We start from the raw sequence: 22,447 nt of genomic DNA, 5'->3' as shown, positions 1-22,447 counted from the left end.
ATTAAAGAATGTTAAAACGTTGAAGAAGGGCGGAAAGCTGCGCCGCCTTCTCCTCCGACAAAGGCACCAGGGGAAGACGCACGCCCGGCTGAATATCCCCTCTTAACGCCATGGCGGCCTTGATGGGGACGGGATTGGTATCCAGCGTCATGATCCCCTTCATGAGCGGGTAAAACGTCTTTTGCAGGGAAAGCATCTCCGCCATGTTCTTATCCAGGCCCGCTTTCACGATGGAATTCATGATGCCGGGAATCAAATTGGAAGAAACGGAAACAAGACCGCTGGCCCCGCAGGCCATGAAAGGCACCGTCAGGCCGTCATCACCGCACAAAATGGTAAAATCTTCCGGAACCACCTGCATCAGCTGGCTCACGCGGTCAACACTTCCGCCGGCTTCCTTCACGCAAATGATATGCGGGCAATCCTTCGCAAGGCGTCCCACCGTTTCCACGGCAATCTCAATGCCGCAGCGGCCGGGAATGCTGTACAGCATGATCGGCAGCCTTGTGGCGTCCGCAATGGCCTTGAAATGAGCATAAACACCTTCCTGGGAAGGCTTGTTGTAATACGGGCATACCTGAAGCGTTCCGTCCACGCCCATCTTTTCCGCCTCCTGCGTCATGTGGATGGCCTCCGCCGTGGAATTGGCTCCCGTGCCGGCAACCACCTGAATACGGCCGGCCGCACATTCCACAGCCAGTTCAATCACCCTCAAATGCTCTTTCACAGTCAACGTGGGGGATTCTCCCGTAGTACCCACGGCCACAATCCCGGCAACGCCGGCGGCCACCTGCTCTTCCACAAGCATCCTGAAAGCCTCTTCATCGACGCGGGCTCCGGCAAACGGAGTCACAATTGCTGTATAAAGACCTTGAAACTTCATAACCTTACTTGGAAACATACTATCCTAACAGACACTTTTTGTCACGACAGAATACAGAAATATGGCATGCGTGTCAGGCATCCAGAAACACCGTCCGGGAGCAGACAGAACAAAACTCCAGGTAGGACTTGAGAAAAGAAAGGGACGTTTCCGGACGTACACCGGGCCTCCGGACAGCCCTTCTTTCATTGACGACAATGTACTCCCGGTCAATATGCCTGCCTTCACTCCCGCACAGAAACAAAGCGGCCGCACAGGCGGAAGAAGCCAGCCGGACATTGGAGAAACGCTGAAAAACAGGTCGGTGAATCACCACCTGGTTCATCCTGACATCTCTCCGGGCCAAGCCATCCTCCATCCGGGAAACATCTTCCTTCCACCGCCGTTTCATTTTTCTGCCGGAACAGGAAACCATATTGACGATCACGGCACCGGAAACGAAAGCATGCTCCAGCAAAACGGACAGGCGAGCGCGTGCGGAACAATGCAGTCCCCGGACTGCAACTGCAGCATCTTCACAGTTGATCAAATAATCGACACGCCCATACAGGGTATGCACCAGCCCCGCAAAGGAAGCCAGATCGGAAGAACGGCTTAGACATCCCGACATGGCAAAGTGATTGTCCCCCGAAAGGCAGTCAACCACCCGGGAAGACCGTTCACCGGCCTCATGCATCATGGCAACCGCAGTTCCCTGGCAGGCAAACGCTCTGGCGGCCAGACAGCCTATATTGCCGGAGTTTCCCAAAATGACGGCAACAGGTTTCTGAATAATATGGGATTTCATACCCCGCTATTTTGGAGAAGGCATGGCCTGCGTCAACATCTACCACCTACCTAACGCGTTAAGAAAGAAAATGAAAGAATTAAGAAAACATTATGTCAGGTGTTTTCTTGCAAAGAGGATGCTGCATGCAGCGCTGGTTATCTGATTTACAATTATTTCATGGACTTCATGGATGTAATGGATCTTATGGCTTTCATGGCCAAAGAGGCCAAAGAGGGGTAATAGACAGAGAATGTTTGAATTTTTGTTCCTTAAGTCTCCTGAGGCCACTCTGTCCATTACATCCATTACGTCCATTGAGTTCTTTAAGTGTTTTTTTTCAATAGTAGTTTAGTTGTATTTTCAAGAAAAGAGCAAGCCCCTGGAGTTGTTTAAACTTCAGGGGCTTGAGGTAAAAAATCCCGGCGGCGACCTACTCTTGCGGGACCTATCGTCCGACTACCATTGGCGCGGCAGCGTTTCACTTCCGGGTTCGGAACGGGACCGGGTGGGACCACTGCGCTCTGGCCACCGGGCTTCAGGGGGAAGAGTTTTTATTGATCTTCATCCTGCCTGCCCGGCGCCCTTGTTAGGGGTGCTTTTTTTTGGGGGGGGATTTTTTAGTGTTTGTTGTGTGTGGCAAGGAGATTTTCTTCCTGTTTAAGGGGATGTATTGGGAAGGGGGGGGTCAGCGTAAACTGACATCTGCGTGGCTGGTGGTGTTTAAATCATGCATATGGTGAATAGGACATTTGGTAAGTTGTATTCACGATTGGGAGTGTGATGTAATATGATGAAGTCTATCGGTGATTAGTATCGCTTGGCTCAATACATTGCTGCACTTACACCTGCGACCTATCGACGTGGTGGTCTTCCACGAACCTATAGGGAAAACTCATCTTGGGATGGGCTTGGCGCTTAGATGCTTTCAGCGCTTATCCCTTCCGCACTTAGCTACTCGGCCATGCACTTGACAGTACAACCGATGCACCAGTGGTGCGTCAGACCCGGTCCTCTCGTACTAAGGTCTGAACCCCTCAATTTTCCAACGCCCACAGAGGATAGAGGACCGAACTGTCTCGCGACGTTCTGAACCCAGCTCGCGTGCCGCTTTAACCGGCGAACAGCCGGACCCTTGGGACCTTCTCCAGCCCCAGGATGCGACGAGCCGACATCGAGGTGCCAAACCACGCCGTCGATATGAACTCTTGGGCGTGATCAGCCTGTTATCCCTAAGGTACCTTTTATCCGTTGAGCGACGGCAATTCCACTTTCTACCGCCGGATCACTTGGGCCTGCTTTCGCATCTGCTCGACTTGTTGGTCTCACAGTTAGGCGGGCTTATGCCCATGCACTCGACACCCGGTTGCCAACCGGGCTGAGCCCACCTTCGCGCTCCTCCGTTACTCTTTGGGAGGATACCGCCCCAGTAAAACTGACCGGCTGACACGGTCCTCTGGCCGGATTCACGGCTCAGGGTTAGATCCTCCAGTTTCAAAGGGTGGTGTCTCATTGATGACTCGGATGCCCCCTAAAGGGCATCTTCAGCGTCTCCCACTTACTCTGAGCATTAAAACCGAAGAAACAATGACAGCTTACAGTTAAGGTCTATAGGGTCTTTCCGTCCTTCTGCGGGTAGGCGGCATCTTCACCGCCACTACAATTTCACTGAGCGCCTGGTTGAGACAGTGCCCAACTCGTTTCACGATTCGTGCAGGTCGGAACTTACCCGACAAGGAATTTCGCTACCTTAGGACCGTTATAGTTACGGCCGACATTCACCGGGACTTGGGTTTAGAGCTTCGCCTTGCGGCTAACCCCTTGCCTTAATCTTTCGGCATTGGTCACGTGTCACACCCTATACTTCGACTTGCGTCTTTGCAGAGTGCTGTGTTTTTGATAAACAGTCGGTTGGGCCATTTCTCTGCGGCCTGCATCGCTGCAGGCACCCCTTCTTCCGAAGTTACGGGGCTAATTTGCCGAGTTCCTTAACCAGGTTTCACTCTTACGCCTTGGTATATTCTACCCACCCACCTGTGTCGGTTTGCGGTACGGGTCGCTTAGCATACGCTGGGGCTTTTCTTGGCACTCGATCCAATGATGCGCTGAGTCCGTGGACTCAACTCGGAATTCAATAACCTAGTCATCTTTTCTCATGCGTCCCCCCAGTTTAAGGGTCGCGAGCTCAGGATTATTAACCTGATGTCCATCGCCTACGCCTCTCGGCCTCGGCTTAGGTCCCGGCTAACCCAGGGACGAAACACGTTGCCCTGGAAACCTCGGGTTTACGGCGGCCGGGGATTTCACCCGGCTTTACGTTACTCATGTCTGCATACTCACTTGCATGCGCTCCAGGGTCAGTCGCCATCACCCTTCAATGCGCATGCAACGCTCTTCTACCACTCTGCCTTGCGGCAAAGTCCAGAGCTTCGGTATAACGCTTGATCGCCAATCATTTTCGGCGCAGGATCACTCGATGAGTAAGCTATTACGCATTTTTTAAATGGTGGCTGCTTCTAAGCCAACATCCTCACTGTCTGTGTAATCCCACATCCTTTCCACTGAGCGTTATTTAGGCACCTTAGCTGCTGGTCTGGGTTGTTTCCCTCTCGACAATGAAGCTTATCCCCCACTGTCTCACTGCCACGTTCCATTGCACGGTATTCGGAGTTTGATAAGGTTTGGTAAGCGGGTGTGCCCCCTAGCCTTGTCAGTGCTCTACCCCCGCGCATCAGCACGTGACGCTGCACCTAAATGCATTTCGAAGAGAACCAGCTATCACGGGGTTTGATTAGCCTTTCACTCCTACCCTCAGCTCATCAGAGAACTTTTCAACGTTCACCTGTTCGGTCCTCCACATGGTTTTACCCATGCTTCAACCTGGCCAAGGGTAGGTCACCTCCGCTTCGGGTCCAGTACCTGCGACTTGATTCGCCCTATTCGGACTTGCTTTCGCTGCGACTCCGGGCCGGAAGCCCTTAGTCTTGCCACAAACACTGACTCGCAGACTCATTAAACAAAAGGCACGCCATCGCAGATCGCTCTGCTCTGACACTTTGTAGACATACGGTTTCAGGTTCTATTTCACTCCGCTCACAGCGGTTCTTTTCACCTTTCCCTCGCGGTACTTGTTCACTATCGGTCGCCAACTAGTATTTAGCCTTGCGCGGTGGTCCGCGCGGATTCATACATCGTTCCACGTGTGATGTATTACTCAGGATTCCACTAATTCCCACTCTGGATTTCGTCTACAGGGCTTTCACCTTCTATGGCCAGCCTTTCCAGGCTGTTCTACTATCCAGTATGGTCGAATATGTCGTGGTCCTACAACCCCGAAGGAGTACCTTCGGTTTGGGCTCCATCCGCTTTCGCTCGCCACTACTTACGGAATCGATTTCTCTTTCTTTTCCTCCGCTTACTGAGATGTTTCACTTCAGCGGGTTTCGCGTTTCATACCCTATGTATTCAGGTATGAACGATCGAGTATTGCCTCGATCAGGTTACCCCATTCGGATACCCCCGGATCATCGCTTGCTTGCAGCTTCCCGAGGTTTTTCGCAGCTTGCCGCGTCCTTCTTCGCCTGTTGGCACCAAGGCATTCACCGTACGCCCTTACTTACTTCATCATATTGCAAAAGCTTGTTACCACTTCCACAATACCACAAAGCCCTTTCGTGACTTACTGTATTGTCTTTTTATCTTGGTATGCATGTTTTATGTTGTGTATTGTAGTTGTTTTTCAACTACCCACTTTGTTGGAAAGCGATTGCTTCTCAGCAATCGTTTTCTTTGCCACGCAGATGTCAATTTTCGTCTTCCTTCCAATAATCAATTTTTTGGTGGGCCTGACAGGACTTGAACCTGTGACCCCGCGCTTATCAAGCGCGTGCTCTAACCAACTGAGCTACAGGCCCGGCTTGGGTCTCTTGCGAGACAGTTACCAAAGACTAAAGATTAGTTACCAAAGTCTTTTGTTTCTGTCCCTCTTTACCGAAACTGGTGGAGGCACGGGGACTCGAACCCCGGACATCCAGCTTGCAAAGCTGGCGCTCTACCAACTGAGCTATACCCCCAGTTGCGGTTCTTTCAGAAAAAAAGGCCGTGACGCACGTCGTACCGGCTCCGCTCAAAGGCGAGCCTGCTTTACACATCTTGTTTAGTTCGTTGCGCTCCCTCGCGAGATACGCTTTCTCATCCCTCAAGACGAGAACCGACCTATGCAGTCAATGCTGCACTTACTCCATAGAAAGGAGGTGATCCAGCCGCAGGTTCCCCTACGGCTACCTTGTTACGACTTCATCCCAGTTACCAGTCTCACCTTAGGACCCTGCCTCCTTGCGGTTGGCTTCAGATACTTCGGGTGCGACCGGCTTCCATGATGTGACGGGCGGTGTGTACAAGACCCGGGAACGTATTCACGGCGCCGTAGCTGATGCGCCATTACTAGCGATTCCGGCTTCGTGTAGGCGGGTTGCAGCCTACAGTCCGAACTGGGCCCAGTTTTCAGGATTTCCTCCGCCTCGCGGCTTCGGCCCCCTCTGTACTGGGCATTGTAGTACGTGTGCAGCCCTGGGCATAAGGGCCATACTGACCTGACGTCGTCCCCACCTTCCTCCCAGTTGATCTGGGCAGTCTCGCCAGAGTCCCCACCTTGACGTGCTGGTAACTGGCAACAGGGGTTGCGCTCGTTGCTGGACTTAACCAAACATCTCACGACACGAGCTGACGACGGCCATGCAGCACCTGTGTAACGCCTCCGAAGAGTCGCATGCTTTCACATGTTGTTCATTACATGTCAAGCCCAGGTAAGGTTCTTCGCGTTGCATCGAATTAAGCCACATACTCCACCGCTTGTGCGGGTCCCCGTCAATTTCTTTGAGTTTTAATCTTGCGACCGTACTCCCCAGGCGGCACGCTTAACGCGTTAGCTCCGGCACGCAGGGGGTCGATTCCCCGCACACCAAGCGTGCACCGTTTACTGCCAGGACTACAGGGGTATCTAATCCCTTTCGCTCCCCTGGCCTTCGTGCCTCAGCGTCAGTTAATGTCCAGGAACCCGCCTTCGCCACGAGTGTTCCTCTCGATATCTACGCATTTCACTGCTACACCGAGAATTCCGGTTCCCCCTCCATTACTCTAGTCTCGCAGTATCATGTGCAATCCAGGGGTTGAGCCCCTGCCTTTCACACACGACTTACGAAACAGCCTACGCACGCTTTACGCCCAGTGATTCCGAACAACGCTTGAGACCTCTGTATTACCGCGGCTGCTGGCACAGAGTTAGCCGTCTCTTCCTCTTGTGGTACTATCTTTTTAATTTGCTCCCACATGACAGGGGTTTACAATCCGAAGACCTTCATTCCCCCACGCGGCGTCGCACCATCAGGGTTGCCCCCATTGTGAATGATTCTCGACTGCTGCCACCCGTAGGTGTCTGGACCGTGTCTCAGTTCCAGTGTGGCCGGACATCCTCTCAGACCGGCTACCCGTCATCGCCTTGGTGAGCCGTTACCTCACCAACTAACTAATAGGCCGCGAGCCCATCTCCTAGCGCATTGCTGCTTTGATCTTTCAATCGTATGCGGTATTAATCCCGGTTTCCCAGGGCTATCCCCCACTAAGAGGCAGGTTACTCACGTGTTACTCACCCGTGCGCCACTAGAGAATTATTAGCAAGCTAGCAATTCTCCCGTTCGACTTGCATGTCTTATCCACGCCGCCAGCGTTCGTTCTGAGCCAGAATCAAACTCTCCATCAAATATAATTTTTGAAATTGCTGGACCAAATGGAATCTCTCGATTTCATTTGCGCCATGCTTCGCAAGCTCTTCACTCGGGTTTGTCTCCCTCGTGCCTCTTCGCTTATTCCAGCACGGCGCGCGTCACGACCTTTTTTCCTTCCCTTGCTTCTACCAACCCTACCCTCTCAGAGCTAGGTCGCTCCTTCAGACCGCTTACCCATCGGCGATTCTCATCGCTCATAGGACGGCCCTGCGTAGGGTTCGGTAGTCATTCCCTTGAAAATCTTCTTATCGGCGCTCTCTTTAAAAAAGCTTCCTGCAGACGGCCAGCCTTCCTCCCCAAAACCCATCTGCAGGGTTCCCAGGGCCGTGGGCCTTTCGTGCTGCCGCCGTGTTGGCGTGCCGAGAAGTCTACTAAAACCAACCCATTTGTCAATATATTTTGACTTATTTTTTCACACTTCCTGTCAACATTTTCATAATACACTGATTATGAATGAAATAATTTTTCGATTTTTTTGAACGTTTTTTCAATTGACCTACGTGCAAGCTGACAAAATGACTGCCGGGGGTGAATTTGACATCTCTTCAAAAGCCCGTGGCATGAACATTCACCCTCCGTTTCTTGTCTAATCGCGCATGAAGCATCAGGAAATCCACTTGCCAACGCCCGACCCGGAGCATCCCTATGCCGGGGACGGACGTTACCGTTTTCCGGATATCAACGGTATGAATCTGCTGGGAGACAATGTTTCCCTGCCTCCCATCATGCCCAAGAGCTTTCATATCATGCTCACCGTCTTTCATCCGGAGGCGCTGTACAGCATGAAAACATGGCTTCCCTTCTGCGAAGACCTGCACAAGCAGTACAAGCACACGCCCACTCCGGTGGAATACAGGATTTTGCTGGTTCTCCAGCCTCCTCCCATAGAAGGGGACGTTCCGGCCTTCACCCAGGCCCTGGGCGATATTCCCGATTTTTACATGAAGACCAATTCCCTGATTTCCTATTACGACCAGGCTTTTGTCCGCAGAAGGCTTTCCCTCCACAAAAAGGCGGAAACGGCCATCGTCCTGCTGGACGGCAACGGCAATATCATCTGGAAAGACGACGGGACGTTCAATCCCACCCGTGCCGAACATTTGCAGGTGATTCTGGACACGCTTTCCCCGCTGGCGCCAAAGACAAAAACGCATTAGGGAACGGAAGTTCCTCTTCCTGCGTTCCGGCTCTCCGTCCCTGAACGGCGCGGATCGCGCCATTTACCGGCGTTCCGCACGGGAAGTTTGCGCCGCCGTTCATTCCTTTGCAGACCATTCCGGAAGAACCTGCCAGGATTTTGGGGAACCCGGAAGAGGTGTCTTCTTCGTTTCATCTTCACTTTCCGTTTGTGCTTCCATCCGGAATGCTCCATACTGGCCGCATGCCTACCATTTCGCTAGCTCTTGGAGAGCGTTCTTATGATATTCATGTGGAAAACGGCGCTCTGGACCGCGTAGGGGAGTTTGCCTACCGTGCGGGGCTGGACGGCAAAATAGCGATTGTCACGGACACGAACGTGGCCCCTCTGTACGCGGAGCGCGTGAGGAAATCCCTGGAAAGCGCGGGCTTCATGCCCAGCCTGCACGTCGTGGATGCGGGAGAAGCGTCCAAAAGCATGCAGCAGGCGGAAGAGTTGTGTTCCGAACTGGTGCGGGCAGGCATTGACCGTACCGGCTGCATAGCCGCACTGGGCGGGGGCGTAGTCGGGGACCTGGCCGGATTCGTGGCCGCCATTCATTACCGGGGCATTCCTTTCATGCAGATTCCCACGACGATCGTCGCGCAGGTGGACAGTTCCGTGGGCGGCAAAACCGCCGTCAACATTCCGGAAGGCAAGAATCTGGTCGGGGCCTTTCACCAGCCGTCCGTCGTCGTTATTGATCCCACCACCCTGGTGACGCTGGACCGCCGCACCCTGGCGGAAGGACTGGCGGAAGCCGTGAAGCATGCCGCCATCAGGGACGCCTCCATGCTCCATGACCTGAAACGCCTGGGACCGGAGCTTTCCATCGGTTTTTCCCTGGATACCATTGCCAGGCTGCCGGACCTGATTGCGCGGAATGTGGCCATCAAGGCCCGCATCGTGGAACATGACGAACTGGAAACCCAGGGCATCCGCGCCCTGCTCAACTTCGGCCATACGATAGGCCACGGCATTGAGGCGGCCGTTCCCTACGGAACCATCCTGCACGGGGAAGCCGTCGCGCTGGGCATGCGTGCGGCCCTGTTCCTGAGCGAGCGGAAAGCGGGACTAAGCGCGTCGGACGCCAAGAAAATACTCTCCGCCCTTCAGGCGCTGGACCTGCCCCTGACCCTTCCGGAAGGAATGGATACGGAACTGGTGCTCGACAAAACAGCCTCCGACAAGAAATTCCGTGCCGGTGCCATCCGCTTCGTCCTGCTCACGGAGGCGGGGGAAGCCGGCATTTCCAAAAGAATCACGCGGGAAGACATGGCGGAAGCCATTGAAGAACTACGCCGCCCCCTGGCCTGATGAGTTCTCTCTCCGCTGTCGGACGGCGGCATATCAGCACTTTTCCGGTATTCCGGCGCGACCTGCCCATGAAAAGGGGAAAGGCGTTTTCCACTGCGTCTCTCCCCTGCCCCTGAAATACCTTTACCCTTTTGTCAGGGGTCTCTCCCCCCTATTTTCCCGGTTCGTCCGGAGTGGGTTCAAAGCCGTCCACATCCAGCGGAACGCTGCCCGTATATTCCCCGGTATCAAACTTGATCGTCTTCAGCGCGTCTTCCAGATCCAAAGAGCCGTAGCATTCCCGGCTGGCAAAGCGGAGCATTTCATTCATGATGCTTACGCTTTCCTCATGCGGCATATCCTTGGGCAACCTAGCGGCCAATTCCCTGATCTTTCCGGCATTGGCATTCGCCGTCGCCTGGTCCTTGACCACCAGCATCACCGCCAGCATTTCCTCGCCGGGCGTCCTGGGAACGGCTTGTTCCTGGGAGGAGGCTTCAGGGGCCTGTTCCTGTTTTTTACCGCCGTCGCAGGAGACAAGGGAGAGCGCCGCCAGAAATAATGCAGAAGGAATGAGAAGCTGTTTCATAGACTATTCTTGATGGAGAAGCCGGAGGCCTCATTGGAATCCATCATGGGCAAAGCGGATTCAGGAGTCAAACCAGTTTTTCATGTCCCCGGAATGTTTTTTAGACAAAATTTCCCGCCATGCGCGCTTAGCCTGATGAACGGGAGAGTTTCCCGTTCAACCCAATAGCCAGAATAGTGCATTCATTGGTTTCCTGTAGTAGACGCAATTTCCGCCGGCGGAGGTTGCGTCTACTTTTTGCGTCACCGTTTGAATACAGCGTTTGATTCCGTCAAACGTCTCCGTATAATCTGATTGAGATGGGCGCCCCGATCTGGAACAGACGCAATTTTCTGAAGACTGCCGCAGGAACCGCAGGATTCCTGATGGCCGCGCCGTATGTAAACGCCGCCGAATCTTTCACAGACGCCAGGCCCCTGAAAGTGGGGCTGGTGGGCTGCGGCGGCCGTGGGCTGGGAGCCATGAAAAACGCGCTGGACGCCGATCCGGGCACGGTGGTATGGGCCCTGGCGGACGTATTCGAGGAACGGACCGGCTTCGGCGCCAGCCTGCTCACGGAACAATACGGTCCCCGCATGCAGGCGGACAAGAGCCGCATGTTCCACGGCCTGGACGGCTACAGGAAACTTCTCCAGACGGACATTGACGTGGTCCTCCTCTGCACCCCTCCCGCCTTCCGTCCGGAACACTTGGTTGCGGCTATTGACGCCAACAAGCACATTTATGCGGAAAAACCCGTAGCCGTGGACGTACCCGGCGTACTTTCCGTGCTGGAATCCGCCCGCCTCGCCAAACTTAAAAACCTGGTCATTCTGGACGGCTTCTGCTGGCGTTACGACAAGGCGAACGAGGAAGCCCACCGCAAGCTGGCCTCCGGAGAACTCGGCAGGGTGCTTTCCTTTGACGGATTGTATTACACCACTCCCCCCAAGTCCCCGCTGGCGCTGGATTCCCGCCCCGCCACCGACACGGACGTGGCCTGGGCTCTCCGCAACTGGACCGCCTGGAACTGGCTGAGCGGCGGCCAGTTCGTAGAGCAGATCGTCCACACCATCGACGGCATGGTCTGGTCCATGAACGAACAGCTCCCGCTGGCCGCCTTCGGCTCCGGGGGCCGCGCCCAGCGCCGTGACGACGGCGACGTCTGGGACCATTACGACGTTTACTTCGAATACGACCACAACGTGACAGGCCACATTTCATGCCGGCAGTGGGTCGGCTGCCACGGGGAAATCACGGACCGGACGGTCTGTGAAAAGGGTATGCTGGTCACGCCTTACCGCCCGCACATCCAGGCGGACAAGCGCTGGCGCTTCCGTGGAGAACGGGGCAACATGTACGCGGACACCCACGTGGCCTTTTACCGCTTTCTGCGTTCCGGCACCTGGACGCAGACACTGGAAAGCGCGGCCAATAAAACGCTGGTGGCCATCCTGGGGCGGGAAGCGGCCCACACCGGGCAGCGCATCACCTGGGAACAGATCAAAAAGAACACCACCAGGCTGGTGCCGGAAGATCTGACGATGGACACGCAACTGCCGCCCGCCCGCATTCCGCGTCCGGGAAGAACGGCCTGACCCCCGCTGCCCCCTCTCTCTACGCACCATGGCCAACATCTTTCCACCCAATGCCAACAGGCGGTTTTACGGCATCATCGCACTGGGCATGCTCGTTCTCGCCCTGATTCTGGGAGGGGTGTATTATCTCAACTTCTACGTGAAGGAGCACGCCCCCGTGCAGCCCGTGCGCTTCTCCCACAAACTGCATGCCGGGGACCTGAAGATGGGGTGCACGTCCTGCCATGCCGCCGCCCTGCGCTCCCCGCGGGCCGGAATTCCTGACACCAAATCCTGCCTGGGCTGCCACCAGCATATCCTGCCGAACAGCCCGCTCATCGCTCCCCTGCGAGTGGCGGCTGATCCGCAATTCCCCGGCTATACGGGGGAACCGGTACGCTGGGTCATGGTCAACCGCCTTTCCGGCCACGCCTATTTCAACCACATGGCCCACCTGAACCGCGGCATCGGCTGCACATCCTGCCATGAGGATGCGGCAGGAATGGAAGTGATGAAGGCGCCCCGCGACGCCCGCATGCGCTGGTGCCTGGACTGCCACCGCAACCCCGTTCCCCACCTGCGCCCGCTGGAGGAAGCGGCCAGTTCCCACTATTCCGCCGCGGACTACCTCCGCACCCACTCCGTCCATGACGAGGAAGGCCGCCGCATCAGTACGCAGCACCAGCTTGGCGAATACCTGAAACGGCAATGGAAAATCCAGCCAAAAACGGACTGCTCCACATGCCATCATTGACCGCCATATCCGGGAGACCACCCGGAAACATGACTTTCCAGTCACGTACCCTTCCATCTCCGCGATGGCGGAACACCGCACCGTTCCTGTATCATGGACTCATGGAACTATCCCTGGACATCATTTACGACAGCGAACCGGAACAGGCGGCGGCGCATGTTCTGGCGTATTTCCGGCAGGAATTCGCCAAGCCCTTTCCCCCGCCCAAACCCCTTTCACGCGAGGAAAAAGCCCTGATTGAACAAATTGACGCCGCCTTTGACGGCGTCACGCTGGAAGATGGCATCGGGCTAATGACCACACAGCTCCTGGACATGTACGCTCCCAAAGAAGTATGTGCTGCTGTCGCCCCCTCTGAAGAACGGAGCGACTGGCGCCGCATCACACCCGCCATGGCCCGGACATGCTGGGACGCACTGAATTTTACCGATCCCAGAGGATACCGCTTTCTTCTGCCCGCATGGCTGACGCTGGACCTCCGCGGCCAGCTCGGAGATTTTGATGCTCTGGACTACCTGCCCCTGGTTCCGGAAAACTGCGGCATTTACGAATCCCAGGCCGTCCTGCTGAATGACCGGCAGCTTGAGGCCGTGATCAACTTCATCGAATACCGCCAGCGAGAGGATTGCAGCCCCTGAACTTTCCCTTCATAACTCCGAACGACGAAAACAGGCGGCATTCACCGCTTGATTTCATCCCCCGGATTTCCTAAAAAAAGCCGTTCCCATTCATCAATCATTCACGCCTACCCCAACTTGACTCCGCAACCGCCATTCCCCCGGAACGATATTCCGCATGACCATCCCGCCTTTCTTCCGGAAGAAGAACGGGAAATGTCCCGCCGTTCCTTCATGAAATGGATGGGGGCCGGAGTGGCCCTGATGGGCCTGGCGCTGCCCGCCTGTCGCCGCGTGGAAAAATACCTGGTACCCTACAACGAAGGACCGGAATGGTCCGTCCCCGGCGTGGAAACGGCCTACGCCACCTGCCTGTCCCGGGGAGGAAGCGCCCAACCCGTACTGGCGGCATGTTATGAAGGCAGGCCCGTCAAGCTGCTGCCCTCCCTGCAATACCCGGAAGGGCCCGGGCTGACGGCCTCAGTGCAGGCCTCCATTCTGGACCTTTACGATCCCGGACGCAGCAGGCACGTTCTCTTCAACGGCAAGCAGGCGCCGGAAGATGAATTCCGTGGGGCTTTTTCCTCGTGGTCACGCAATTTGAAGGACGGCGGCCGCATCGGCATCCTTCTGCCTCCCTCGGACTCCCCGCTGCTGCACTCCATGCTGGAGGAAATCAGGAGGAAGAACCCCCATGTCCGCACATACGCGTATTCCCCCGTTCCCACTCCCGGCGCCGCCATGCAGACGGCTCTGCCGGACGGCATCCGCTTCCGCGTCCGCTTCGCGCGCGCCAGACGCATCCTGGCCCTGGACTGCGATTTCCTGCATGAAAACCCGTACGGCAATACGCGGGAATTCATCGCGGCCCGTTCTCCGGAAGGGCTGAATTACAAGGAGGGCAACCAGGACCGCACGCGCCTGTACGCCGTGGAAGGCCGCGTTTCCCTCACGGGAGCCTATGCCGACCACCGCCTTCCCGTATCTCCGGCACGCCTGGAATTCTTCCTAGAAGAACTGCATTTCCATATCCGTAAAAAAACATCCTCTTCCTTCGTTCTGCGAGAATCCCGCCTGCCCGCCTTTCCCCTGACCAGCAGGGAACGGGAATGGATTGAACAGTGCGCGGAGGATCTGTGCAGCCATCCGGGGGAAAGCCTGGTCCTGCTGGGAGAATCCCGCCCGGAGCTGGCTCCCCGTGTCTGGGAAATCAATCAAATACTCGGGGCCATCGGCCCGTGCATCCAGCTTCTGGATGCCCCCGGCCCAGCCCCGCGCGGCACCTTGGACGATTTCATCCGGGACATTGAACGGAAAAAGGTGGACATAGCCTTTCTGCTGGATGCAGGAAACCCCGTGCTGGATGCGGAACAAGGAGCCGCGCTGGCCGCCGCGCTGGCCCAGACGGAAAGCATCCACCTGGGCATGTACGAAGACGAGACTTCACGCGTCTGCCGCTGGCACCTGCCAGGAGCCCATCCTCTGGAATCCTGGGGAGTGGAACGGGACTGCCGCGGAAGGTACTGCTACCGCCAGCCCGTCATGCTTCCCCTGTACGGAGGCATATCCGCGGAAGAAGTCCTCTCCGGGCTGCTTTCCACCAAGGGCCAGCTCATCACGGCTGACAACTCGCCCGCTCACCTCTCCCCCGTTTATCACCGCGCGCGCAAGTGCTTTGAACGCGCCGTCAACCCGGAAAACAAGACCGCCGCATGGACGCAGGCCCTCCAGCGCGGCTATTCGGAAGAGACCGCCTATGCCCCCCTGTCGCCGCAGGAGGAGACGCGCCAGGCTGAAGCCCTGGCAAAAGCCTCTTGTTCAGCCTCTCCGGCCTATGGATATTTTCTTTTGAAAAAGGACATGCTGGAGCTGCAATTCCTTCCGGACTACTGCATCGGAGACGGCCGCTGGAAGCGTAACGCCTGGATGCAGGAATGCCCGGACCCTGTCACGGGCGTGAGCTGGACGGCCTCCGCCCAAGTATCCCCCGCTACCTTCCGCAAATTGGGCGGCAGGGACTCCACCCCGGCCCTCTGCGTCCTTGACACTCCCGCCGGACGGACGGAAGCTATCCTGTGCCCCATTCCCGGCGTGGCGGACAACCTGATCGTCTTCCCTCTGGGATACGGCGGCATCAACCCTGCGGCGGAGGGGCAGGAACATTCCAACGGATACGCTTTGAAAAACCGCACGGGGCATTCCCTGAAATCGGACTCCGGGGTCTTCGAGTTTCAGGAAATCCCAGCTTCCGGGGAACAAAAGGAACAGCTCCCCCCCGCCAAACCTGAAAACAAAAAAACCGTACTTGAAGAGACAATAACTTTTCACGGTTACGGCATTTCACTGACGCAAATAACGCTGCATCCCCTTCCGGAGCGGACGGAAGCCATCCAAAGCCCGGTGGTTCAGCCCTCCCCGTTCACGAAGCTTTCCGGAAAAACATCCCTCCCCTTTGCTTCCCCACGCGCAGACACCGTCTATCAATGGAAAATGGCCATTGACACGTCACGCTGCATCGGCTGCAACGCGTGCCTGGTGGCCTGCCGGGCGGAAAACAACATACCCGTGGTCGGACGCGACCAAATGGCGAAAGGGCGCGCCCTGGACTGGATACGCATCGACAAGTACTTCACGAACACGGGAGCCATGACCGCCATACCCGTGGCCTGCCAGCAATGCGGCAGGGCTCCGTGCGAATCCGTCTGCCCGGTCAACGCCACCGTCCACACCACGGAAGGGCTCAACGCCATGGTGTACGCCCGGTGCTGGGGAACGCGGTACTGCGCCACCAACTGCCCGTACAAGGCGCGCCGCTTCAACTTCTTTGACTACGCCAGGGCATCGGAACAAGCCACGCACCTCCAGCGCAACCCGAATGTGACGGTCCGCTCCCGCGGCGTCATGGAAAAATGCACCTATTGCGTCCAGATGGTGGAGCGCGCCAAAATCCGGCACAAATCCCGTTTGATGAAGAAACATCCCGGGGAGCCCTCCACCTCCATCCGCATCACGGACAAGGATCTGCTCCTGCCGGACGGCGCGGCGCAAACCGCCTGCCAGCTTGCATGCCCAATGGGCGCCATCACCTTCGGCAACATACTTGATCCATGCTCCGCAATTTCCCGCGCCAAATCCCTGCCGCGCCACAGGAACCTTCTCCCCGCAATGGACACGGAACCTGGCACGGGATATCTGGCCCCGGCAAGAAACCCCAACCCTCAAATGGGAAAATGACCTGTTTGTGTCCTCAGCAAACTACTGACGTTTTTCTCTATTTCTTTTTATCAAGAACAGAAAAGGCAATGGCATCACCATCTGTTTTCGCGACATTTCCTTCCACATAAAAAACGATAAGTTCAAAAGAAATCATGATCCATTTTTTCCCCTCAGGAAGAGGAAACGGTGCAATATGTAACACATCGGGATAAATCGGCAATGGAGCTTCCCCTTTAGGTGGCTGTATACCTGCCACAGGCAAAGAAAATTTCCATTCATAAGTTCCCATCGGCTGTCCCTCCTCATTGATATCCGGATTAATCTCCCCTTTTGAGAAACAAATCATCGTTTCTCCATTCCAGCTTTCATCAAAATTTGCCGGATCGTTGATATCATTGAGCTTGACCTCCGGGAACATTTGCAAATGTAATTGCTGCTCCGCCCTTGTAGGAGACATGATGCCGAATAATGCACAACAAACGGCTAAAAATACAATTTTATTCATAGATCTTAATTATTTTTATTGATTCTGTTTTTCCAGAAAATCATGCATGGCCTGAATTTCTGCTTCTGATTTCTTTCCAGGAAGATATTCTTTCCAATCAATTCCCAGCCTCTTCATTAATCTCGTTTCTTTCACGGAAAAAGGAATAGTCCGTGGAGCGTAGGGGGACCAGTTCCGAGACTGATAGAGCGGATATTTATCCTGCAGCGCAAACCATGACTTCTTCATGATGTCCTCAAATTCTTCCGCGTCCCGGACATCCGCTATTTTCAAATCCCAGCGCAAATTGTAAAGGAGACTTTCATGAAGCGTTTCTTCCTTCTCTGCATGCCTGAACAGGGAAAGCATTAATTGATGAAAGTTCGGAATCATAGCTGCGTCATTGCAGCGTTGGTAAGCTTCGGATAATTCACGGTACAGGATGTTGATTTCCGAATCCTCCAACACACGTTTTTGAGGATAGATGCCGGCATACTCTATCAATCCTTTCGTACAAACTGGATGATAACTCTTTGCCTTAATAACGGGACTAATAAAAATGCCGTTCCAAATAGTGTTGAAGGAGCCGTTGCGTACAACCCTTACATAGTAGGCCTTCCCTCCTTCCATGATGAAATTCTTGTAGACTCCGTGCCTCGTAAAATAGTTTACCCTGGCACGGGCCAAAACTTTTTTCGATACCATATCCAGCATCTCCTTTTCCGGCAGTAAATAATGCCAGGCGGAAAACACCTGCTGATTCAAATTCCTTGGAATGGAACTTTGGCGAACTTCAATCAGAAAATCTCTTTTAGCCGTCGCCTTTTGATGCCCATTGGGATTATAAAAATACAAGGACACCAAAAACCTTCCTTCCGGCAAAACAATTTTGGCCCAAATATCAGGCCCATCAAAAGAAGAAGGATAAACCTCTCCATGATCATCCCATTCCGCTTCAATCCGATTACAAATTTCCGGACAAAAAAGCACGTTCTTTTTCTCCGGAACTCCCGCCCAATGACACCATCTTCTCAAACTATCCTTAGGATAACGGTGATATCCCATCGCTCCTCTTACAGAAATGAAGACACCAGGATTATACACTACATCGCTGGGGGAATTGATAGCGCACAAATAGGCATAGGACTGTCCATACCGTTCACACCAATTCCCAAGCGTAGACCAATCCTCCCCTTGATAGACGCAACTCTGTGAAGACTTTTCAACAGCTTTGCAGCTCTCCAAGCCCTGTTTGATCTTTTGAAGAGAAACGATTTTTTCTTCCCCGGGAAACGCTGAATCATGAAGTTCCGCTACCGGCAGCTTCTTCCATGTTTCCGCGCCTTTTTCCAGGCACACAATACCGCCGCCATAAGTTCCTCCCAGCACTGTCCCATCTGCAAGTTCAGCAATCGCCGTAACATAGGAACAGGGTATGGGATGATTCCTGCCTCCGTCATAGCATTTTAGGACTTTGTTTGTCTTTGGATCCAGTAGAGCGGCCCCTTTTTCCCGGAACCCTACCCATAAACCGTGCTTCGTTTCTGCAAGAGTGGTCACGTAATCTTCACTGAGCAATGCATTAGCGGGAAATTTCTTTTTACCCTCTTTCGTCCTGGCCTTGTACACTCCCCTGTTTTTATCCTGATAATCCCTACCTCTTAAATAGGTCCATTTCCCCGTCACCGACCGGAAGGCGAGGCCATTACAGGTTCCTACAATGATGGAGCCATTCTTGAGGGACAAAATGGCATTGCACAAATTGGAAGGCAATCCCTCTCCGGAAGAATTTTCCGGTTGCCGGATATATTGATTCCTGTCCCAATACCAGGGAGCCTGATGATGCGTCCACTGGAACTTTCCCTCCTTTCGGGTTCTCATGCCCACGCCTCCACAGGAATAAGCCAGCCACAGTCTTCCCCTGGCGTCAAACTCCAGCGACTGCACCTGATCGGAATACAAACCATTGCTGCGGTTCAGGCAGTCCCACCTTCCCTCCCGCGAATCGTAAACCGCTACTCCGCCGGAAGTAGCTACAGCCACTTCCCCGGTTACGGGTGATACGGCTATGTCCACGACGCGATCGCCCGGCAACGCATTTTTCCGGTCATATATTTTCCATTCCTTTCCATTGAAGACGGCGACGCCTCCATTATCCGTCCCGACCCATATACATCCCTTTAAATCCTGAGCTACGCATCTGAAATCTTCCATTTGAGGAAACCCCGGAAAATAATCCATGCGCAACCATCTGCCATGACCTCCGGGCATCCCGGATTCCGGTTCCAGCCTGTAAACACAGGCTCCCTCTCCCACCACCCATAAGGAACCATCCTTCGCCGCCAGAACATCCGTTACAAATTTGACAGGACACGAAGGAAATAAAGAAGAAAGTTCTTCCCCTTGTGGTTCTTCCTTTCCGGAAACCGTTTCAAAGGCTCCAAGACAGAGGAGGAAAATTAAATAAAATCTTGTTAAAACCTTAATGATTCCATAGTTCATAAGAAATTATCAATTATTTCTAATCATTAGAATAATTCCATGAAAAGTCAATATGATTTAAAAACTTCTATCTCCGCCTGTACACAATAAAGCCGCTCCCCCACATGGAAGAAGCGGCCTTACAGTTGAAGGTCTTTAAAATCTGATTATTTAGTCTTCCACAATTTGCTCAACGGTCGTAATGGTTTCTACCACTTCAATGTTGGCGGCAGCGGCAAAGTTGTTCACCGCCTTGAGCAGGGCGGGCGTCATGAGCTTGTCCTTCTGAATGCGTTGGCAATTTTCCAGCAGGTCCACGATGGTATCCTGGACATCTCCATTAAGTTTGGTAATCCGGATAGCCTGTTGGGAAGTGAGCTTCACATTTTCCATGGACTTGTCCAATTGCTTGGCCTTCTGAGTCAGAGCATCGAGCTGCTTGATGGCGATAGCGACCGCCGTATTGTCCTTCACGTCGTCCAGAACCTTGTTGGCGGACGAAATCAGGTCGACATTCTGCTTAGCCAGCTCTACGGGATCGACCGCATTCTGGGCCATGGCGGAGGCGGAGCATACGATCGCCACCACGGGGAGTATTTGATACGTTTGAATCATTGTTTTATCGGTTGTTCGGGTTAAAAGAAGAGGTGTTCCTCTTTGCATCTTTAGATTCATTCCAATACACAAACCGTTGCAAAACGTATTTGTCATACACTCCTTACCAACTGGCGGCAAAAGGATTGCAGATGATAATATTAATTGGCGACCCGCTTCATTTCACCGCTTTCTAACAAAAAGCGGAGGGGGCGGTATTTGGCGGATTTCAAGTCCGGGTCTTCCGTCAGAATAGCTTCCGCCAGCTCCCTGCCGCGGTGGATCAGCCGGGCGTCCAAAAGCCATTCCTCAAACCGCACTCCCTTCAGACCGCTCTGGGAAGTTCCCAGCACGTCTCCCGGCCCCCGGAGTTTCAAATCCTGCTCCGCCAGGTCAAACCCGTTGGACGTGGTTTCCACAATGTGCAGCTTTTCCCACTGTTCATCTCCGGGCTGGGCTTCCGTCATCAGAATACAGTAGGACTTGTGCGCTCCGCGGCCAATGCGCCCGCGGAGCTGGTGAAGCTGGGAGAGGCCGAAATTTTCGGCATTATTGATAATCATCACCGTAGCGTTAGGCACGTCCACGCCCACCTCCACCACCGTGGTGGAAACCAGCACGCTGGTCCGGTTATTCCGGAAATCCTTCATGACGGCCTCCTTCTCCTCCGCAGGCATCCTGCCGTGCAGCAGCCCCACATCCACATGGGGCAAGAGAGCCTTCCATTCGTCCAGCTCCTTCGTCACGGCCTTTCCCTTCCGGGACTCCTCCCCGTCAATCAACGGAGAAACCACGTAAATCTGCCTGCCTTCCTCCAGCTGATCCCTGACGAATTTGACCACCTTCTCCCTGTCCTTTGCGGTGCGGATGGCCGTCACTACCTTTCCCCGGCCCCCCGGCACGCCGTCCAGGATGGAAACGTCCAAATCCCCGTAAAAAGTCAGGGTCAGCGTCCGGGGAATGGGGGTGGCCGTCATCACCAGCACGTCCGGCCTTTCCTCCCGCGCAATCAGCTTTTCCCGCTGATTCACGCCGAACTTGTGCTGTTCGTCAATCACGACAAGACCCAGGCGTTCCGGCACGTTCTTCCCATAAAGCAGGGCGTGCGTTCCCACCACAATGCCGCCCTGACCGCCGAATGAAATGTGGGATTCCTCCTTCCTCTCCGCCGTCACCAGGGAAACGGGCACATCCAGCTTGTCCAGCATCTGCCTGAACTTCAGGTAATGCTGTTCCGCCAGAATCTGGGTGGGAGCCATCATCACGGCGGAATACCCGTGTTCCACGGCCAGAAGCATCGCGCACAGCGCCACAAGCGTCTTCCCGGACCCCACATCCCCCTGGAGCAGCCTGTTCATGGAACGGCGGGCCTTCATGTCCCGGTAAATCTCCCGCACGCAGCGCTTCTGGGCTTCCGTCAATTCAAAAGGCAGAGACGCCGCCAAATCCCGGACCAGGAGGCTGGAACTCGCAGTCTGCATGCCGGGAACCGCCTCCGCACGGCGGCGCCTGTAAGCCACGTTCAACTGCTGGGCCAGGCACTCTTCCAGCGCAAAGCGCCGCCTCGCCTTGTCCCGCGCTTCCGCGGAACCGGGAAAATGGAGGTCGCGCAGCGCCGTCTTGCACGGAACGCCGGGCACAAATTCATAAATCTCAGGTTCCGGTTCCGGAGACAACTGTTCCAACGCCTCCCAGACGATCTCCCGCAGCCTGCGCACGGGAATGCCCATCCTGCCGCTGTACACGGGCACGATGCGGTTCAGGTGGATGGAATTGTCCTCCCCCTCCCGGATCAACTCGAAATCCGGATGAACCATGCTCAACTTCTTCCCGTAGGGCTTCATGCGCCCGTACACAATCATCTCCTGACCAGCGCACAGCATCCGGGCAATCCCCGGCATGCTGAACCACAGGCAGGAAAAACGGGCATTCCCCAGGGACTGTTCATCCTCCAGAACGGCTTCCACGTACCTGCCGCGCCCCTTGCCGCCCTTCCCTCCCCAGCCTTTCCAGCCTACGTCCACCACCCGGCCGCGGAGGCAGACGGGCGCGCCGGAGGACAGGGAATCATAACGGTCGAACATCCGGCGGTCCTCATACCTGCGGGGCAGCATGAACAGCAGGTCCCGTACAGCGGCCATTCCGGCCGCCTGCATCGCCGCCAGTTCCTTGGGACGGATGAAGGAGCAGGTCTCCAGAGGGGATGTCAGAAGCAAATTTCCGGCCATTGTTCCAGGCGCTTTCCTCACAA

General features: G+C 55.0%; 13 protein-coding genes, 2 tRNA genes and 3 rRNA genes. 6 read left to right on the top strand and 12 right to left on the bottom strand.

Going from position 1 to position 22,447, the window contains the following annotated elements; genetic code table 11:
* Position 1 precedes the first annotated feature (1 nt).
* The 7 genes from dapA to V3C20_RS08550 all read right to left on the bottom strand — a co-directional run bounded on the left by dapA (position 2) and on the right by V3C20_RS08550 (position 7,407).
* Positions 2–883 carry a 4-hydroxy-tetrahydrodipicolinate synthase gene (gene dapA, locus V3C20_RS08580; protein WP_130084803.1) on the bottom strand — a complete coding sequence of 294 codons (882 nt, stop codon included), beginning with the start codon at positions 881–883 and terminating at the stop codon, positions 2–4.
* A gap of 73 nt (positions 884–956) precedes the next feature.
* Positions 957–1,670 (bottom strand): hypothetical protein, encoded by a 714-nt coding sequence (locus V3C20_RS08575; protein WP_130084804.1) that lies wholly within the window; start codon positions 1,668–1,670, stop codon positions 957–959.
* 399 nt (positions 1,671–2,069) lie between these two features.
* Positions 2,070–2,185 (bottom strand): 5S ribosomal RNA (gene rrf, locus V3C20_RS08570).
* A gap of 254 nt (positions 2,186–2,439) precedes the next feature.
* A 23S ribosomal RNA gene (locus V3C20_RS08565) occupies positions 2,440–5,275 on the bottom strand.
* Between the two features lie 211 nt (positions 5,276–5,486).
* Positions 5,487–5,563: transfer RNA gene (locus V3C20_RS08560), tRNA-Ile, on the bottom strand.
* A gap of 83 nt (positions 5,564–5,646) precedes the next feature.
* Positions 5,647–5,722, bottom strand: a tRNA-Ala gene (locus V3C20_RS08555).
* Between the two features lie 173 nt (positions 5,723–5,895).
* Positions 5,896–7,407 (bottom strand): 16S ribosomal RNA (locus tag V3C20_RS08550).
* The 16S, 23S and 5S rRNA genes sit together here with 2 tRNA genes alongside, the layout of an rRNA operon.
* Positions 7,408–8,028: 621 nt before the next feature.
* On the opposite strand from V3C20_RS08550, the gene V3C20_RS08545 reads away from it, so the two are divergent.
* Complete coding sequence (locus tag V3C20_RS08545) at positions 8,029–8,589, top strand: hypothetical protein (protein ID WP_067571787.1); 561 nt, start codon at positions 8,029–8,031, stop codon at positions 8,587–8,589.
* A 224-nt stretch (positions 8,590–8,813) separates the two neighbouring features.
* A complete protein-coding gene (aroB, locus tag V3C20_RS08540; RefSeq protein WP_130084415.1) occupies positions 8,814–9,926 on the top strand; it encodes a 3-dehydroquinate synthase in 1,113 nt (370 codons plus the stop codon).
* Between the two features lie 151 nt (positions 9,927–10,077).
* On the opposite strand, the gene V3C20_RS08535 is transcribed toward aroB, so the two are convergent.
* Entirely contained in the window at positions 10,078–10,494 is a 417-nt protein-coding gene (locus tag V3C20_RS08535) for a hypothetical protein (RefSeq protein ID WP_130084416.1), read from the bottom strand.
* A gap of 299 nt (positions 10,495–10,793) precedes the next feature.
* Between V3C20_RS08535 and V3C20_RS08530 the strand changes: the two genes are divergently transcribed.
* The 4 genes from V3C20_RS08530 to V3C20_RS08515 all read left to right on the top strand — a co-directional run bounded on the left by V3C20_RS08530 (position 10,794) and on the right by V3C20_RS08515 (position 16,655).
* A complete protein-coding gene (locus V3C20_RS08530) occupies positions 10,794–12,071 on the top strand; it encodes a Gfo/Idh/MocA family oxidoreductase (RefSeq protein WP_130084417.1) in 1,278 nt (425 codons plus the stop codon).
* A 28-nt stretch (positions 12,072–12,099) separates the two neighbouring features.
* A complete protein-coding gene (locus V3C20_RS08525; protein WP_130084418.1) occupies positions 12,100–12,804 on the top strand; it encodes a cytochrome c3 family protein in 705 nt (234 codons plus the stop codon).
* A gap of 101 nt (positions 12,805–12,905) precedes the next feature.
* Entirely contained in the window at positions 12,906–13,442 is a 537-nt protein-coding gene (locus tag V3C20_RS08520; RefSeq protein WP_130084419.1) for a DUF6714 family protein, read from the top strand.
* A gap of 117 nt (positions 13,443–13,559) precedes the next feature.
* Positions 13,560–16,655: a 4Fe-4S dicluster domain-containing protein gene (locus V3C20_RS08515; RefSeq protein ID WP_130084420.1), complete on the top strand. Its 3,096-nt coding sequence runs from the start codon at positions 13,560–13,562 to the stop codon at positions 16,653–16,655.
* A gap of 37 nt (positions 16,656–16,692) precedes the next feature.
* Here V3C20_RS08515 and V3C20_RS08510 read toward each other — a convergent pair whose 3' ends face one another.
* From V3C20_RS08510 to recG, 4 genes are all read right to left on the bottom strand, one after another.
* The gene (locus V3C20_RS08510; RefSeq protein ID WP_130084421.1) at positions 16,693–17,142 is read right to left on the bottom strand and encodes a hypothetical protein; all 450 of its coding nucleotides are present in this window, start codon (positions 17,140–17,142) and stop codon (positions 16,693–16,695) included.
* A gap of 15 nt (positions 17,143–17,157) precedes the next feature.
* Complete coding sequence (locus tag V3C20_RS08505) at positions 17,158–19,623, bottom strand: hypothetical protein (protein ID WP_130084422.1); 2,466 nt, start codon at positions 19,621–19,623, stop codon at positions 17,158–17,160.
* A gap of 150 nt (positions 19,624–19,773) precedes the next feature.
* The gene (locus V3C20_RS08500; RefSeq protein WP_067571778.1) at positions 19,774–20,217 is read right to left on the bottom strand and encodes a hypothetical protein; all 444 of its coding nucleotides are present in this window, start codon (positions 20,215–20,217) and stop codon (positions 19,774–19,776) included.
* A gap of 140 nt (positions 20,218–20,357) precedes the next feature.
* On the bottom strand, positions 20,358–22,412 hold the full coding sequence (gene recG, locus V3C20_RS08495; RefSeq protein ID WP_161981494.1) for an ATP-dependent DNA helicase RecG: 2,055 nt from the start codon (positions 22,410–22,412) through the stop codon (positions 20,358–20,360).
* Positions 22,413–22,447: the final 35 nt, after the last annotated feature.

The sequence above is a fragment of the Akkermansia sp. RCC_12PD genome (assembly GCF_036417355.1).
GTDB lineage: Bacteria > Verrucomicrobiota > Verrucomicrobiia > Verrucomicrobiales > Akkermansiaceae > Akkermansia.
The sequence above is the reverse complement of the archived record's forward strand: the minus strand, read 5'-3'. Positions and strand labels throughout refer to the sequence as shown.